This window comes from Limosilactobacillus equigenerosi DSM 18793 = JCM 14505 (assembly GCF_001311375.1).
In the GTDB taxonomy this organism is placed as follows: Bacteria; Bacillota; Bacilli; order Lactobacillales; family Lactobacillaceae; genus Limosilactobacillus; species Limosilactobacillus equigenerosi.
On the sequence record NZ_BBAS01000002.1, the window covers coordinates 44,235 to 57,411 of the forward strand.

The window sequence follows — 13,177 nt, forward strand, 5'->3', positions numbered from 1 at the left end:
CATGGAAATCCTCCTAATTATTCTTGCGGATGAACCCAACGTAATCACGCCGCGTTGTCATCCCTTTTAATTGTCGAACTACATCTAAAGCAATTTGAACAACAATTAATAAGCTCGTTCCCCCAAGTCCGATTGATTCATTTAAACCAAAGAATAGACTGGCTAATAATGGAATTAAAGAAATCAGACCCAAGAATAATGAACCAACTGTACTTAACCGGATCAATAACCCGGAAACATAATCTTGCGTTCCACGACCCGGACGAATCCCGGTAATGTAACTGCCTTGCTTTTGTAAGTTTTCCGCCATCTTTTCAGGATTAACCTGAACAAAGGCATAGAAAAACGTAAAGGCGACAATTAAGAATGTGTACAAGGAAATCCCCGGACCAGATGATAAATTAAAAATACTTGATAAAACTTGGAACCAAGTATCACCCGAATGGGTTTGTTGGAAGGCGACCAGAATTGTTTGCGGCGTTGAAACAAACGCCCCTGCAAAGATCACTGGAATCACCCCAGAAACATTTAACTTCAATGGAAGGTAACTGTTTGCTGGAGAGGTTGTTGTCCGGCGCGTATATTGCATACGCAACCGCCGTTCTGCTTGTTGAACCCACGTGACAAACCGCACGATAATTAACAAGGCAATCACAGTTGCAACAACAAATCCGATTCCGCTCCATAAAGCTGAACCAGATTCGCCTTGGATTTGGTCGTTCCATAATTGAACAACCCCGCCTGGTAATTGAGCAACAATCCCGGCGAAAATAATCATCGAAACACCATTCCCAACTCCACGCTCAGTAATCATATCACCGAGCCAAGTTGCAAACATTGTTCCGGCCGTTAAGATAAGACCAATTGTAATAAAGGCCATTGGCCCCGACGCTTCGACTAACCGGACTGAACTTAAAGCACTGAATCCAGCGGTAATCCCGATGGATTGAATAAACCCTAAGACAATTGTTAACCAACGCGTCGCTTGATTTAATTTCCGTCGACCAACTTCCCCTTGCTTACTCCATTCCACAAACTTTGGCACAATATCCATTTGTAATAATTGCACCACAATTTGGGCCGTGATGTAAGGTGAAACCCCCATCGCGAAAACAGAGTAATTAGTTAGCCCCCCACCACTAAAGGTGTTTAAAATGGAGGCCAACCCCGAGTTAGCCAATGACTGTAAGGCCGATGCATTAACTCCTGGAACAGTGATAAATGATCCCAACCGATATACCAACAACACAAATAAAGTAAAGAAAATCTTCTTCCGAATCTCTTTGACCTTAAATGCATCTTTGACGGTTGATAACATTAGATCACCTCAGTTTGACCACCAGCAGCTTCGATTGCCTTAACAGCAGATGCGGAGAACTTGTTAGCCTTAACAGTTAACTTCTTGTCTAACTTACCGTTAGCCAAAATCTTAACCCCACTCTTGACGTTCTTAATAACACCATTGGCAACAAGTACTTCTGGCGTTACTTCAGCACCATCTTCGAATTGGTTTAAAGTCGTTAAACTTACTAAAGCATAATCCTTGTGGTTCATGCTAGTAAATCCACGCTTTGGCTTTTGCCGGTAAAGAGGCATTTGGCCCCCTTCAAATCCAAGACGCGTCTTACCGTGAGCCTTTTGACCCTTTGTACCACGTCCAGAAGTGAAACCGTGACCAGATGATAAACCACGTCCCTTACGTAAACGCTTGAAACGGGAACCTTCTGAAGGCTTTAATTCGTTTAATTTCATTAGGTTGGCACCTCCTTATTATAGTTTTAGTTATTATTTAACTTCTTCAATTGATACTAAGTGAGCAACCTTGAAGATTGCACCACGCGTAGCTGCGTTATCTGGTAAGATGTTTGAGCTACCGATCTTACCAAGCCCTAAAGCTTGAACAGTCTTGCGTTGCGTTGGTTGACGGTGGGCAACACTGCGGATTAAAGTAACTTTAACTTTAGCCATGACTTATCCTCCTATTTTGCCAAGTGGTCAACTGAAACACCACGTAATTCAGCAACTTCTTCAGCACTCTTCAAGGCCTTTAAACCTTCAAAAGTAGCGCGAACAACGTTGATTGGCGTGTTAGAACCTAAACGCTTTGAAGTAACATCGGCGATCCCGGCAAGTTCCATTACGTTACGAACTGCACCACCGGCCGTTACCCCAGTACCTTCAGCAGAAGGCTTAAGCATAATCTTACCACCACCGAAAGTACCAATGACTTCGTGTGGAATCGTCGTCCCAACAGTAGGAACTTCGATCAAGTTCTTTTGAGCAGCAGCAGAAGCCTTCCGGATTGCTTCAGGGACTTCTTGTGCCTTACCCGTACCAAAACCAACGTGGCCGTTGTGGTCACCGACTACAACAAGTGCAGCAAACCGTAAACGACGACCACCCTTAACAACCTTGGTGATCCGGTTGATAGAAACAACTTGATCTTCAAGATCCAACTTAGCTGGGTCAATGTATGATTGTGTTGATGCCATGTCTGGATATTCTCCTTTCAATTAGAATTGTAAGCCGTTTTCACGAGCAGCATCTGCTAAAGCTTGTACCCGACCGTGGTATAAGTAACCACCACGATCAAAGACAACCGTAGAAATGTTCTTTTCGGAACCGCGCTTAGCAATTAATGCACCAACGCTAGCAGCTTTTTCAGTCTTAGTGTTACCACTAACTTCACTATCATGAGTTGAGGCACTTGCGAGCGTTACACCCTTTACGTCATCAATTAATTGAGCGTAAATGTTCTTGTTTGAACGGTAGACACTTAAACGTGGGCGCTCTGCAGTACCAGAGATCTTACCACGCACGCGCTTGTGACGGCGTTGGCGGATCTTGTTCTTATCTGGTTTAGTAATCACAACTGTTACCTCTCTATTTTTAAATTCGTTGTTATTAATTAACTAGCGAGTAATAAATTATTACTTACCAGTCTTACCTTCCTTGCGGATAATGTGTTCATTTTCGTAACGAATACCCTTACCCTTGTATGGTTCAGGTGAACGTACGGCACGAACTTCAGCAGCGAAGTCACCAACATGTTCCTTGTTGATCCCGCTGATTTCGATTGTAGTGTTGTCAGGAACAACCACTTCAAGATCTTCTGGCTTTTCCATGTCAACAGGGTTGGAGTAACCAACCGTAAGCGTCAACGTGTTACCCTTGAAAGCTGCCCGGTAACCAACCCCGACAAGCTTCAATGTCTTCTTGAAACCGTCCGTAACACCTTCGATCATGTTAGCAACGTTTGCCCGCGTAGCCCCGTGAAGAGCGCGCGTCTTGTTAACGTCGTTAGCACGTTCAAACTTAATCACGTTACCTTCGATGTTCATCGTAATTAAAGGTGAGATTTCACGTGAAAGAGTACCCTTAGGACCCTTAACCGTAACAACTTGACCTTCTTGAGAAACTTCTACCCCAGCTGGGACATCGATTTCCTTGTAACCGATACGACTCATGCGTACACCTCCTTTTCTTATTTATTTATTACCAAACGTAAGCGATAACTTCGCCACCGACCTTTTGGGCCCGAGCTTGCTTGTCAGTCACAACCCCGTTAGAAGTTGAGATGATAGCAATCCCTAAACCGTTTAAGACCTTAGGCACAGCATCTGACTTAACGTATGAACGAAGACCAGGCTTTGAGATCCGCTTTAAGCCGGAGATGACACGTTCGCCATCCTTACCGTACTTCAAGAAGACGCGGATGATGCCTTGCTTGTTATCTTCAATATATTCAACATCGCGGATGAAACCTTCATTCTTTAAGATTTCAGCAATGTCCTTCTTCATCTTTGATGCAGGTGCTTCTACCGTTTCGTGGTGCGCCATGTTGGCGTTACGAATCCGCGTAAGAAAATCTGCAATTGGATCGCTCATAGACATCTATGTATTTCCTCCTTTAACGTGGATTAAGTTTACCAACTAGCCTTCTTCATACCAGGAATTTGACCCTTGTGTGCCAAGTCTCGTAAGCAGAGACGGCAAAGCTTGAACTTCCGGTAAACTGAGTGCGGACGGCCACAACGTTCACAACGTGTGTATTCTTGTGAAGAGAACTTGGCCGGACGCTTGTTCTTAGCAATTAATGATTTCTTAGCCAATGTGTGGACCTCCTATTACTTAGCGAATGGCATCCCTAATTGTGCCAATAATTCGTGAGATTCTTCATCAGTGTTAGCCGTTGTAACAATAACAACATCTAAACCACGAACCCGCTTAACATTATCATAGTTAATTTCAGGGAAGATTAATTGTTCCCGAATCCCGAGCGTATAGTTACCACGACCGTCAAAGGCCTTGTTACTTACACCGCGGAAGTCACGAACCCGTGGTAATGAAACATTGATCAACTTGTCTAAGAAGTCGTACATGCGTTCACCACGAAGCGTAACCTTAGCCCCGATTGACATACCTTCCCGAAGACGGAAACCGGCGATTGACTTCTTAGCCTTCGTAATTAAAGGCTTTTGACCAGAAATCAAGGCCAATTCTTCAACGGCTTCATCAAGGTTCTTTGAGTTAGAAACAGCGTCCCCAACCCCCATGTTTAACACGATCTTTTCGATCTTTGGAGCAGCCATTACTGAGCTGTAGTTAAACTTTTCAATCAATGCTGGACGTACTTCATTAACGTACATTTCCTTCATACGGTTTTCCATGAGTAGCAATTCCTCCTTTCTCTAAAAATTAATCGATTTGTTCGCCAGACTTCTTAGCAATCCGAACCTTCTTGTCATCTACAACCTTGAAGCTGACACGCGTTGGTTCGTTCGTCTTAGGGTCAAGCAACATAACGTTTGAAGCATGAATTGGTGCTTCTTGGTCTAAAATCCCACCGTTAGGGTTTAAGCTGCTAGGCTTTTGGTGCTTCTTAACAATGTTAACACCTTCCACGATAACCCGGTTTTCGCTAGCAAGAGTCTTCTTGATCGTACCTTCTTGACCCTTGTTCTTACCGGCAATAACGCGAACTTTGTCACCTGTTTTTAAGAACATGTGTGTACCTCCTTATTATCGGTATTAAAGAACTTCTGGGGCAAGTGAGATGATCTTCATGTAATCATCACCACGTAATTCACGGGCAATTGGTCCGAAGATCCGCGTACCCTTAGGGCTCTTGTCGTTGTTGATAAGAACCGCTGCGTTTTCGTCGAACTTGATGTATGAACCATCAGCACGGTGTAAACCATGCTTCGTCCGAACAACAACAGCCTTCACAACGTCACCCTTTTTAACAACGCCACCTGGTGTTGCTTGCTTAACAGTAGCAACGATGATGTCACCGATGTTACCAGTCTTAACACGGGAACCACCCAAAATCTTAATTACCAAGAGTTCACGGGCACCAGAGTTATCTGCGACTTTTAACCGACTTTCTTGTTGAATCACGGTTAGTGTCCTCCTTCCATCAATAAATATTAATTAGAATACGAATTTAGATTTAGTATTAAAGCACAATGGCCTTTTCAACGATCTTCACTAAGCGGAAGCGCTTCTTAGCTGATAATGGCCGCGTTTCCATGATTTGAACCATGTCACCGCTTTGAGCTTCGTTGTTTTCATCGTGTGCGTAGAACTTCTTTGAGTACTTCACACGCTTGCCGTAAATTGGGTCACTCTTGTATGTGTCAACAACGACCGTAATCGTCTTGTCCATCTTGTCAGACACAACACGACCAGTGTAAACCTTACGTGCATTACGTTCTTCACTCATGCGTAATCCTCCTTTTCGTATTCGTTATTTGTTTAATTCTTGTTGGCGAAGCACTGTCTTAACCCGTGCAATGTCCTTACGAAGAGTCTTAAGGCTTGCAGTGTTTTCCAATTGCCCGGTTGCTAATTGGAAACGTAAGTTAAACAATTGTTCCTTCAGTTCCTTTTCCCGGTTTTGCAATTGTTCAGTGGTTAATCCATTAAGTTCTTTTACAAAATCTTTAGTCTTCATTAGATTGTCCACCTTCCTCACGTACTAAAATCTTAGTGCGAACTGGCAACTTTTGACCGGCAAGGCGTAAAGCTTCACGAGCGACTTCTTCTGAAACGCCGGCAACTTCAAACATAACCTTACCACGCTTAACTGGGGCTACCCAACCTTCAGGAGCACCCTTACCGTTACCCATCCGAACACCGACACCTTTGCTAGTGTATGAGTGGTGAGGGAAGATCTTAATCCAAACCTTACCACCACGCTTCATGTGACGAGTCATAGCGATACGAGCAGCTTCGATTTGACGGTTGCTGATCCAGTGTGAATCAAGCGCTTGTAAACCAAATTCACCGAATGAAACGGTCTTGCCACCCTTGGCTTCACCACGCATGTGGCCACGTTGAACCTTACGGTGCTTAACACGCTTTGGTACTAACATGTATATCTCCCTCCTTAATCCTTAGAATTCTTCTTAGCTGGTAAAACTTCCCCACGGTAGATCCAAGTCTTGATACCAAGCACACCGTAAGTCGTGTGAGCTTCGTCCCATGAGTAGTCAATATCAGCACGTAAAGTATGTAATGGAACCGTACCGTCAGAGTATGATTCGATACGTGACATATCTGCCCCGTTCAAACGACCGGCAACTTGGATCTTGATCCCCTTTGCACCGGCACGCATTGCCCGTTGCATAGCACCACGCATTGCCCGACGGAAGGCAACCCGGTTTTCTAATTGTTCAGCAACGCTTTCACCAACCAAGTGAGCTTCTAAATCAGGCTTCTTGATTTCAACAACGTTGATGTGTACGCGCTTACCAGTAAGTGCGTTTAATTCCTTACGGAGTGCTTCAACTTCTGAACCACCCTTACCAATAACCATCCCTGGCTTGGCAGTGTGAATTGAAACGTTCACGCGGTTAGCGGCACGTTCAATTTCAACAGTGGAAACAGAGGCGTCAGCAAGCCGCTTTTCAATGTATTCACGGATCCGGAGGTCTTCTGCTAAGTATGCGGCGTAATCCTTGTCAGCATACCACTTAGCAGTCCAGTCGCGGATGACCCCAACACGGAAACCAGTTGGATTTACTTTTTGACCCACTATTCGTCCCTCCTACTTTTCTGTTACCACAACAGTAATGTGGCTCGTCCGCTTGTTAATTGGGGAAGCAGAACCCTTTGCCCGAGGACGGAAACGCTTAAGCGTAGGTCCTTCGTTAGCAAAACATTCGCTAACAACCAATGATGCTGGATCCAAATCAAAATTGTTTTCAGCATTAGCGACAGCAGACTTTAATACTTTTTCGATGTCTGAAGCTGCACCATTTGGAGTGAACTTCAGAATAGCAAATGCTTCAGCAACTGACTTGTTACGGATAGTATCTAAGACTAACCGCACCTTCCGTGATGATACCCGGACCATCTTGGCAGTTGCCTTAGCTGAAGTGATGTTTTCAGCCATGTCTTAATTCCTCCTATTTATTACTTCTTACCAGTCTTCTTGTCATCAGCAGCGTGACCGTGGAAAGTCCGCGTTGGTACGAATTCACCAAGCTTGTGACCTACCATGTCTTCTTGAACATAAACTGGTACGTGCTTCCGACCATCATAAACAGCGAAAGTGTAACCAATGAAACTTGGGTAAATGGTTGAACGACGAGACCACGTCTTGATAACCGTCTTCTTTTCGCTATCAGCTTGTGCTTCAACCTTCTTTAAAAGGTGAGCGTCGGCGAAAGGTCCCTTCTTTAAACTACGACCCATTTGTGTACCTCCTCTCGGGTATATATAGAATAATGAATATTATTAACGAGTGTGTGGACCACGCTTCCGGCCACGAACAATGAACTTGTTTGAACGTGCCTTGTGTGAACGGGTCTTCTTACCAACAGTCTTCTTACCCCATGGTGAAAGTGGTGATGGTAAACCAACAGGTGCCTTACCTTCCCCACCCCCGTGTGGGTGATCGTTAGGGTTCATAACAGAACCACGAACGTGAGGACGTTGACCAGTGTAACGCTTCCGACCGGCCTTACCAATCTTGATCAGACCGTGTTCATCATTCCCGATAGCCCCGATCGTTGCACGACAAGTAGCTAAGATCATCCGAACTTCACCAGATGAAAGACGAACTAAGACGTACTTTTCTTCCTTACCAAGTAATTGAGCTGAAGTACCAGCAGAACGGGTTAATTGACCACCCTTTCCTGGCTTCAATTCAATGTTGTGAATAACAGTACCAACTGGAATGTTCTTCAATGGTAATGCGTTACCAACCTTGATATCAGCTTCTGGACCAGATTGAACCGTCATTCCAACCTTTAACCCCTTTGGAGCTAAGATGTATGACTTTTGACCATCAGCGTAAACTAATAAAGCAATGTTTGCCGTACGGTTTGGATCGTATTCGATAGCCTTAACCGTTGCAGGTACATTATCCTTAATCCGCTTAAAGTCGATAATCCGGTATTGACGCTTCGTCCCACCACCACGGTGGCGAACAGTCATGCGACCAGAGTTGTTACGACCAGCCTTGTGCTTTAATGGTGCCAATAAAGTCTTTTCAGGCGTTGACTTCGTGATTTCAGCGAAGTCGTAACCGTTCATGTTACGGCGACCATTAGTGGTTCCTTTGTATGTACGAATTCCCACGTTTGTTTCCTCCTATCTTTTAAGATTTATTCGTTATCGTCACCGAATAACTTAATTTCTTTTGAATCAGCAGTAAGCGTAACGATGGCCTTACGACGACGCTTCGTGTAACCCACGTAACGACCTTGGCGCTTTTGCTTACCCTTAACATTCATGATGTTTACCTTGGCAACTTGAACACCAAAGATTTCTTCAACGGCGTTCTTAACATTAGTCTTCGTTGCGCGTAAATCAACATCAAACGTGTAACGCTTTTGGTCCATCAAGCAGCAGATGCTTCCGTGATAACCGGGCGTAAAATAATGTCGCGTGCTTCCATTATGCGAGCACCTCCTCTACTTGAGAAAGAGCAGACTTCGTGATCACAATCTTTTGTGCGTCAACAACATTTAAGATGTTAACACCAGCAGGCGTAACAACCGTCGTGTTAGGTAAGTTACGAGCTGAAAGTTGTGCGTTCTTGTCATTGTCAGTTACAACAACTAAAGTCTTTTCGTTTACGTTCAAGTTGTTCATAACACCAGCGAATTCCTTCGTCTTTGGTGCGTCAAAGTTGATTGAATCAACTACTACAAAGCTTTCAGCGTTAACCTTTTGAGTTAAAGCAGACTTAATAGCTAATTGACGAACCTTCCGTGGAAGTGCGTAGTTGTATGAACGAGGCGTAGGTCCGAAGACAATCCCACCACCACGGAATTGTGGGGCGCGGATAGAACCTTGACGGGCACGACCAGTACCCTTTTGACGCCAAGGCTTCTTACCACCACCGCGAACCGCAGAACGGTTCTTAACGGCGTGCGTACCTTGCCGCATTGAAGCACGTTGACGTAAGATTGCTTCAAATTCGGCGTTTTCGTTTACTTCGATAGCAAAGATGCTGTCGTTTAATTCAACAGTACCGTTTTGGCTACCATCTTGGTTGTATAATGCAACGCTAGTCATTGATTACTTCCTCCTTCCTAATTATTTGTTCTTTTGCTTGCTAAGGCTCTTCTTCGTGTTAGCCTTAACTGAGTCCTTGATGACAACAAATGACTTGTTGGCACCTGGAACGTTACCCTTAACTAACAAGGCGTTGTTTTCAAGGTCAACCCGGACAACCCGTAAGTGTTGCATCGTCCGCGTGTTGTTACCCATCCGACCTGGGAGCTTCTTACCCTTGAAGACGTGGTTAATAACGGCCCCAAGAGAACCAGGACGACGGTGGTAACGAGAACCGTGACCCATAGGTCCACGACGTTGACCATCCTTGTGAATGTTACCTTGGTAACCATGACCCTTAGTGACACCCGTTACATCAACAGTTTCACCTTCTGCGAAGAGATCCGCCTTGATTTCGTCCCCAACTTTTACGTCATCTCCTAATTCAGCGTCGCGGATTTCTGCGATGAAGCGCTTAGGAGTCGTATTTGCTTTTGTAGCATGACCTTGTTCAGCCTTGTTGCTCAATGCTTCACGCTTGTCAGCAAAACCAAGTTGAACAGCTTCGTAGCCATCGTTTTCCATGGTCTTGATTTGCATTACGACGTTTGGCGTTACTTCGATAACAGTAACTGGAACCAATTCGCCGTTGTCAGTGAAGATTTGAGTCATACCGACCTTTTTACCTAAGATTCCTTTGGTCATGAGTACACCTCCATTTTAAATATTTTTTGGTTTGAATTTTAAATTCAAAAATTAAAGCTTGATTTCGATGTCAACACCAGAAGCAAGTCGAGCTTCATTAATGAGTCAACCGTCTTAGGCGTAGGATCAACGATATCGATCAAACGCTTGTGCGTCCGAATTTCAAATTGTTCCCGTGACTTCTTGAACTTGTGTGGTGAACGAATCACCGTGTATAAAGTACGTTCAGTAGGTAACGGAATTGGACCTGAGATTTGAGCACCAGTCCGCTTAGCAGTTTCAACAATCTTCGTTGCTGAATCATCTAAGACACCGTGTTCGTAGGCCTTTAAACGAATCCGAATTTTTTTGGTTTGCCATTTTCTTTCCTCCTTCGTCAATTTTAGAAAATATGACTGGCTCCATAGAAATTACCGTCACATCCGTGGCAAAGCGGCCGGGTGTGTCGCAACCTTCCACTTCATCGCCTCATGCCATGAAACCTTGATTTATCAGTGTTTTCACCCTGATTTTCCTCACGGCACTTTTAATATAATACATGATATTCCCTGTTATATCAAGGGTTTTAACGATTTTTACCCGAGTTTTTATTTACAATTTTGTTACAACAACTCGAAAAGGTTTTCATTGAATTTTTTTACAAATTTTATGTATTTTTAATGTCATACCTCCCATTATTTCCGCAAATTTTACCCAATATACAAAAAAAAGAAGTCATGACCAAAATGTTGATCATGACTTCCATTAACGATTAACAACTTAGATTAGTTGTTACCACCGTTCTTTTCAATGATTTCTTCTTGAATTGACTTAGGCACAGCTGAGTAGTGGTCAAACGTCATTGAGAACGTCCCACGACCTTGCGTAGCTGAACGAAGCGTCGTAGCGTATCCGAACATTTCGGAAAGCGGAACATAGGCGTGGACAAGTTGTGCGTTCCCACGTTCTTCCATCCCGTCGATGCTACCACGACGAGCCGTCACGTGACCCATAACATCCCCAAGGTTATCTTCAGGAGCAACGATGTCAACCTTCATGATTGGTTCAAGGATCGTTGCACCACCCTTAGGAGCAGCGTTCTTAAGGGCTAAGGATGCAGCAACCTTGAAGGCGGCTTCAGATGAGTCGACTTCGTGGTAACTACCATCGTATAACTTAGCCTTCAAGTCAACTAATGGGTAGCCGGCAAGCACACCGTTTTCCATCGCTTCCTTAAGCCCTTGTTCAACGGCTGGAATGTATTCACGAGGAACAACCCCACCGACAATGGCATCTTCGAATTGGAATCCAGCCCCTTCTTCAAGTGGCGTAAATTCAATCCAAACATCCCCGTATTGACCCTTACCACCAGATTGACGAACAAACTTACCTTGAGCTTGTACCGTCTTCGTAAGAGCTTCACGGTATGAAACTTGTGGCTTACCAACGTTACTTCGGCGTTAAATTCACGACGAAGACGGTCAACAATGATATCAAGGTGCAATTCACCCATCCCGGCGATTAACGTTTCACCAGTTTCAGGGTTCGTTTCAGCCTTGAACGTTGGATCTTCTTCAGCTAACTTTTGAAGACCCTTGTCCATCTTGTCTTGGTCACCCTTAGACTTAGGTTCAACAGACACTTGGATAACTGGTTCTGGGAATTCCATTGATTCAAGTGAAAGTGGTTGATCTGGGTCCGTTAATGAGTCCCCAGTCGTCGTGTTCTTAAGCCCAATGGCAGCGGCGATATCACCAGAGAAGACTTCTGGGATTTCCTTTTGTTGGTTTGAGTGCATTTGAAGCAAACGACCAACCCGTTCACGCTTACCCTTCGTAGCGTTAAGAACGTATGAACCAGATTCAAGCGTCCCGGAGTAAACCCGTAAGAACGTTAACCGACCAACGAATGGGTCAGTAGCAATCTTGAAGGCAAGGGCAGCGAATGGCTTGTCATCACCGGCCGTAAGTTCGATTTCGTTACCGTCTTCGTCCGTAGCGATGAATGGCTTAACATCAAGAGGTGATGGTAAGTAGTCAAGCACGGCATCAAGCATCATTTGGATCCCCTTATCCTTGTAAGCAGAACCTGCTAAAACAGGGAATAAAGTTTGGTCCAACGTAGCTTGACGAATGGCAGCCTTGATTTCTTCAACGGAAATTTCTTCCCCTTCAAGGTACTTAGCCATGATGTCATCGTTAACATCAGCTAACGTTTCAATCATTGCATCATGACGAGCTTCAGCTTCGTCCTTTAAGTCGGCTGGAATTTCAACCGTGTCCCAAGTTGAACCTTGGTCATCGTGATCGTAAAGGTAAGCTTGCATCGTTACCAAGTCAACGAGTCCCATAAATTCATCTTCGGCCCCAATTGGTAATTGGATTGGTAATGGAGTAACGTTAAGACGATCCTTCAACGTTTCAACCGTGTAGTCGAAGTTAGCCCCCATCTTGTCCATCTTGTTAGCGAAGACAATCCGTGGCACGTTAAAGTCGTCAGCTTGACGCCAAACCGTTTCCGTTTGTGGTTCAACCCCGGCTTGGGCATCAAGCACCGTTACGGCACCATCAAGCACCCGAAGTGAACGTTCAACTTCGACCGTGAAGTCAACGTGCCCTGGGGTATCGATGATGTTAATCCGGTGTTCCTTCCAAACGGCTGTGGTAGCAGCAGACGTGATCGTGATCCCACGTTCTTGTTCTTGTTCCATCCAGTCCATTTGTGAAGCCCCATCATGAGTTTCACCAATCTTGTGAATCTTACCCGTGTAGTAAAGAATCCGTTCCGTAGCAGTGGTCTTACCGGCATCGATGTGAGCCATGATCCCAATGTTACGAGTTTTTTCAAGAGGATATTCACGCTTGTTAGCCATCTTAAAAAAAGTTCTCCTTCCATATTGGTTAAATAAATTTAGTAGTTATTTGATAAAAGGGGCGTGCGCCAGCTAGCGCCGTCCCCTCTTGCGTAAAATACGTCGCGATTA

Annotated in this window: 20 protein-coding genes and 3 pseudogenes; all 23 read right to left on the reverse strand. The window is 44.6% G+C overall.

The window, feature by feature from the left end; all coding sequences use genetic code 11:
• Positions 1-13 precede the first annotated feature (13 nt).
• Positions 14-1,318 carry a preprotein translocase subunit SecY gene (gene secY / locus JCM14505_RS01770; RefSeq protein ID WP_054652445.1) on the reverse strand — a complete coding sequence of 435 codons (1,305 nt, stop codon included), beginning with the start codon at positions 1,316-1,318 and terminating at the stop codon, positions 14-16.
• Positions 1,318-1,752 (reverse strand): 50S ribosomal protein L15, encoded by a 435-nt coding sequence (gene rplO / locus JCM14505_RS01775; RefSeq protein WP_054652448.1) that lies wholly within the window; start codon positions 1,750-1,752, stop codon positions 1,318-1,320. Before rplO ends, secY begins: the two co-directional genes overlap by 1 nt.
• Before the next feature lie 33 nt (positions 1,753-1,785).
• Positions 1,786-1,968: a 50S ribosomal protein L30 gene (gene rpmD / locus JCM14505_RS01780; RefSeq protein ID WP_054652450.1), complete on the reverse strand. Its 183-nt coding sequence runs from the start codon at positions 1,966-1,968 to the stop codon at positions 1,786-1,788.
• An 11-nt stretch (positions 1,969-1,979) separates the two neighbouring features.
• Positions 1,980-2,492, reverse strand: a complete 513-nt coding sequence (gene rpsE / locus JCM14505_RS01785) for a 30S ribosomal protein S5 (protein ID WP_054652452.1) — start codon at positions 2,490-2,492, stop codon at positions 1,980-1,982.
• 21 nt (positions 2,493-2,513) lie between these two features.
• Positions 2,514-2,870 (reverse strand): 50S ribosomal protein L18, encoded by a 357-nt coding sequence (rplR, locus tag JCM14505_RS01790; protein WP_054652454.1) that lies wholly within the window; start codon positions 2,868-2,870, stop codon positions 2,514-2,516.
• A gap of 60 nt (positions 2,871-2,930) precedes the next feature.
• Entirely contained in the window at positions 2,931-3,467 is a 537-nt protein-coding gene (gene rplF / locus JCM14505_RS01795; RefSeq protein ID WP_054652456.1) for a 50S ribosomal protein L6, read from the reverse strand.
• A 28-nt stretch (positions 3,468-3,495) separates the two neighbouring features.
• On the reverse strand, positions 3,496-3,894 hold the full coding sequence (gene rpsH, locus JCM14505_RS01800; protein WP_054652458.1) for a 30S ribosomal protein S8: 399 nt from the start codon (positions 3,892-3,894) through the stop codon (positions 3,496-3,498).
• A 32-nt stretch (positions 3,895-3,926) separates the two neighbouring features.
• Positions 3,927-4,112 carry a type Z 30S ribosomal protein S14 gene (locus tag JCM14505_RS08560; RefSeq protein WP_082405584.1) on the reverse strand — a complete coding sequence of 62 codons (186 nt, stop codon included), beginning with the start codon at positions 4,110-4,112 and terminating at the stop codon, positions 3,927-3,929.
• A gap of 15 nt (positions 4,113-4,127) precedes the next feature.
• Positions 4,128-4,670, reverse strand: a complete 543-nt coding sequence (gene rplE, locus JCM14505_RS01805; RefSeq protein ID WP_054652460.1) for a 50S ribosomal protein L5 — start codon at positions 4,668-4,670, stop codon at positions 4,128-4,130.
• A 28-nt stretch (positions 4,671-4,698) separates the two neighbouring features.
• A complete protein-coding gene (gene rplX / locus JCM14505_RS01810) occupies positions 4,699-5,007 on the reverse strand; it encodes a 50S ribosomal protein L24 (protein WP_054652462.1) in 309 nt (102 codons plus the stop codon).
• A 24-nt stretch (positions 5,008-5,031) separates the two neighbouring features.
• Complete coding sequence (gene rplN, locus JCM14505_RS01815; RefSeq protein ID WP_054652464.1) at positions 5,032-5,400, reverse strand: 50S ribosomal protein L14; 369 nt, start codon at positions 5,398-5,400, stop codon at positions 5,032-5,034.
• A gap of 58 nt (positions 5,401-5,458) precedes the next feature.
• Entirely contained in the window at positions 5,459-5,725 is a 267-nt protein-coding gene (rpsQ, locus tag JCM14505_RS01820; protein ID WP_054652466.1) for a 30S ribosomal protein S17, read from the reverse strand.
• A gap of 24 nt (positions 5,726-5,749) precedes the next feature.
• The gene (rpmC, locus tag JCM14505_RS01825; protein WP_054652468.1) at positions 5,750-5,956 is read right to left on the reverse strand and encodes a 50S ribosomal protein L29; all 207 of its coding nucleotides are present in this window, start codon (positions 5,954-5,956) and stop codon (positions 5,750-5,752) included.
• The gene (gene rplP / locus JCM14505_RS01830) at positions 5,946-6,377 is read right to left on the reverse strand and encodes a 50S ribosomal protein L16 (protein WP_054652470.1); all 432 of its coding nucleotides are present in this window, start codon (positions 6,375-6,377) and stop codon (positions 5,946-5,948) included. The genes rpmC and rplP overlap by 11 nt, the downstream gene beginning before the upstream one ends.
• A 14-nt stretch (positions 6,378-6,391) precedes the next feature.
• Entirely contained in the window at positions 6,392-7,039 is a 648-nt protein-coding gene (gene rpsC / locus JCM14505_RS01835) for a 30S ribosomal protein S3 (RefSeq protein ID WP_054652472.1), read from the reverse strand.
• 12 nt (positions 7,040-7,051) lie between these two features.
• Positions 7,052-7,399, reverse strand: coding sequence for a 50S ribosomal protein L22 (gene rplV, locus JCM14505_RS01840; RefSeq protein ID WP_054652474.1), 348 nt, complete (start codon positions 7,397-7,399; stop codon positions 7,052-7,054).
• Positions 7,400-7,419: 20 nt separating this feature from the next.
• Positions 7,420-7,701: a 30S ribosomal protein S19 gene (rpsS, locus tag JCM14505_RS01845; RefSeq protein ID WP_054652476.1), complete on the reverse strand. Its 282-nt coding sequence runs from the start codon at positions 7,699-7,701 to the stop codon at positions 7,420-7,422.
• Positions 7,702-7,743: 42 nt separating this feature from the next.
• Positions 7,744-8,589, reverse strand: coding sequence for a 50S ribosomal protein L2 (rplB, locus tag JCM14505_RS01850; RefSeq protein WP_054652478.1), 846 nt, complete (start codon positions 8,587-8,589; stop codon positions 7,744-7,746).
• A gap of 26 nt (positions 8,590-8,615) precedes the next feature.
• A pseudogene (rplW, locus tag JCM14505_RS01855) lies at positions 8,616-8,908 on the reverse strand (50S ribosomal protein L23).
• Complete coding sequence (gene rplD / locus JCM14505_RS01860) at positions 8,908-9,531, reverse strand: 50S ribosomal protein L4 (protein ID WP_054652480.1); 624 nt, start codon at positions 9,529-9,531, stop codon at positions 8,908-8,910. Before rplD ends, rplW begins: the two are co-directional and overlap by 1 nt.
• Positions 9,532-9,552: 21 nt before the next feature.
• The gene (gene rplC, locus JCM14505_RS01865; protein WP_054652482.1) at positions 9,553-10,215 is read right to left on the reverse strand and encodes a 50S ribosomal protein L3; all 663 of its coding nucleotides are present in this window, start codon (positions 10,213-10,215) and stop codon (positions 9,553-9,555) included.
• Between the two features lie 51 nt (positions 10,216-10,266).
• Positions 10,267-10,595, reverse strand: a pseudogene (gene rpsJ / locus JCM14505_RS01870) (30S ribosomal protein S10).
• A 384-nt stretch (positions 10,596-10,979) separates the two neighbouring features.
• Positions 10,980-13,066: pseudogene (gene fusA / locus JCM14505_RS01875) on the reverse strand (elongation factor G).
• Between the last annotated feature and the right edge of the window lie 111 nt (positions 13,067-13,177).